2 protein-coding genes are annotated in these 2,556 nt (G+C 42.3%); both read left to right on the top strand.

The genetic code is table 11. From position 1 onward, the window contains the following. The first annotated feature begins 74 nt into the window (after positions 1–74). A complete protein-coding gene (locus tag H9644_RS21370) occupies positions 75–914 on the top strand; it encodes a DUF4123 domain-containing protein (RefSeq protein WP_191776489.1) in 840 nt (279 codons plus the stop codon). A gap of 21 nt (positions 915–935) precedes the next feature. Then, the gene (locus H9644_RS21365; protein ID WP_191776486.1) at positions 936–2,507 is read left to right on the top strand and encodes a hypothetical protein; all 1,572 of its coding nucleotides are present in this window, start codon (positions 936–938) and stop codon (positions 2,505–2,507) included. Positions 2,508–2,556: the final 49 nt, after the last annotated feature.

Genomic DNA, 2,556 nt, shown 5'->3' with positions numbered 1-2,556 from the left:
CGCCCGGTGATCCTGAAAGCCGCAGCCGGGAGTGGTTCGATGTTTGTGGCGCACTGCCCGAAGGAGGATAAGTGATGGAAATGGCACCCGTACAGTACGCCATTGTGGATGGTGCTGTGGAGGAAGGACTGCTGGATTTTCTGAACGAGGTGAATCCCCCACACTGTTGTCTGTATGCAGAACCTATACAGCCGGATCTGGTCGCGCTGGCCCCCTATCTCGTGGAGGTCGTTCCGGAAGTTGAAGCATGGCTGAGGGATAAGGCGTCGCCGTGGGGAATATATCTGACTTCTGAGTCATCCATGCGTGAGCTACAGCAACACTTCAGACGTTATCTGTGGGTTAGGATCCCCGAACAGGAGAAACCTGTTCTCATGCGATTTTATGATCCCCGGAATATATGGGTATTAGCGGAAGTTCTGACCCCCCGCCAGCGTCTTTCTTTTATCAGTCCCGTCAGACAGCTAAGTACCCGTTATGGTGAAGAATGTCGTGAGGATAATTTTTCTTCCGTCCGTCCCGCAGAAGCTATGAATATAAGGGCAGAACGTCCATCACAACTGACGCTGAGTTACAGACAATATAGCCAACTGGAACGAAAGGCACGGGATAATTATCTTGATACATTATCTGCATTTATCGAAGAAAATGTAGATAAAGAAGTATGGGATAATTCATCAAAAGCTGAATCATCCCGAATTCTGGCAGAAGATTATTTCTCTTTTTGCCAGTCATTAAATATAGAAGATGATCGTTCTGTCAGAACAATGACGCTTATCTTACTGAAAAAAAACATAATCGATCCCCGATATATTCCGGATGACTGGTATGAGCAACTCAGCAATCAGGCATATCCGGGACATATTCGGGTATATGAACTTGCACAACAGGAACTGGGATTTATCCCACAATAAAAAGACAAACGGATAGATTATATGACATCTCCATCTTCGACAGCCGGAAAGCCCTGTGTGGAATGCGGCATTCCTGATCCATGTATTTTTGATGTTATTAGTGATTTTCCTGAGGCCGGCGAGAAACATTTCTGGTCAAAAGAAGGAGTGGTTCGTTTTAAGCTACTGGATGATGGTTCCGGATGTGATGGTATAATTACCATTACCTACCAGTGCGATAAAAGTGGAACACATGAGGCATGGTTAGAGGAAAAAACAGAAAATAATCATAAGATACTGCAACCTTTCGGAATACCTAATAAGGTCACTTTGGATGATAACTTGTCTGAAGGTGAAATAATTGCTATGGGTACATTTCGTGTACCATGGGATTATTTGGGGGCAATATCCTCTCCATTTAAGAATCATTATGAACCTGCCCATTATTCAGTCAGAATTGACAGTTGTTACGAATGTGGCAATTATGTTGAAATTGATGTTTATCCTACAATGGAAATTCGGTTTACTACAGGGTTCAGCTATGAGATTTCGTCATCAAAACAGACGCGAACAGTAAAAGAGCGGCGTGACGAAAGAATAAAAGCCAGGGACGCAATGGAGAACACCAAGCCCAGGGATAAAAATAAACTCCGTAGCGGCTGGACAAATACCACGGCTGAGTTTGAGTGGATAAACAAGACTTCCCTGACTGTCGATTTTGGCGTAAAAATAGCCAATGTTGAACACGCAAGTGAATATGAAAAAGAAATAAAAAAACTTCGACAAACTAAGCAACTGGAACAGATAGGAAGAATTGACTCTCTGGTCAATAATATCAATAAATATTTTGCGCCAGATCCTGACCATAATAATGGTACGCGCAAATATTCATTGTTCAGTGCAAAAATAGAACCTGTTAAACTGGGTATATCATACGCCTATCAATATACCGATATCCAGGATGGCCCCTGTCATTTTTACGGATTGTTTGGTGCCCCATTTTTTGAAGCATCGTTCAGATTCGATATTATTTCATTTATATGTGCATACTGTAAAGTCGAGTCATTGGTCAACAGATGTCGTGAATATCTCCGTAAACACGGAACCAGTGTTGAATGCTATATCGAGATTTCAGCGGAAATTAATCTTGATCTTGGCGCAGTATACGCTGAAAAGGATAAAAAATGGGAGTTTAATGTAAAGGAAAGTAACATCAAGCTCGGTTTAAAAGGTGTGGTGAGTGCGACGTTTGAGGCGAATGTTTTTGTTGTACAACTGACCGCCGAAGCGACTGCCTCTATAGAAGCGAAAGCTGGATTTGGATTTGATTCACATGATGACGGACTGGACCTGGCATTATTTCATGACGGCATTAAAGGGAAGTTTGAATTTAAGATTGATGTGTCTCATGGTGAAGTTGATGAAAAAGGAAAGGGGAAGGAAAAGAGCGAAAAACCTGAGAAGAAAGATACCGTTGAGTGGCAGTTATGTGATCCTATGGAGGTAAAGGATTCACCATTACGGGTTAATTTATACGGTAAAGAACGCACTGTGGAGAAAAAAGTAACACCGCCGAAGCCAGTGACAACGTGGACGATAGGTATGGATTATTAAGTGATATTACAGCAATTAAAATCGCTCAATATAATGAGTATCGTTCCCT

It is taken from the genome of Escherichia whittamii, assembly GCF_014836715.1.
Lineage (GTDB): Bacteria > Pseudomonadota > Gammaproteobacteria > Enterobacterales > Enterobacteriaceae > Escherichia > Escherichia whittamii.
Note: the sequence above shows the minus strand (reverse complement) of the source record. Positions and strands in the feature narration are given on the sequence as shown.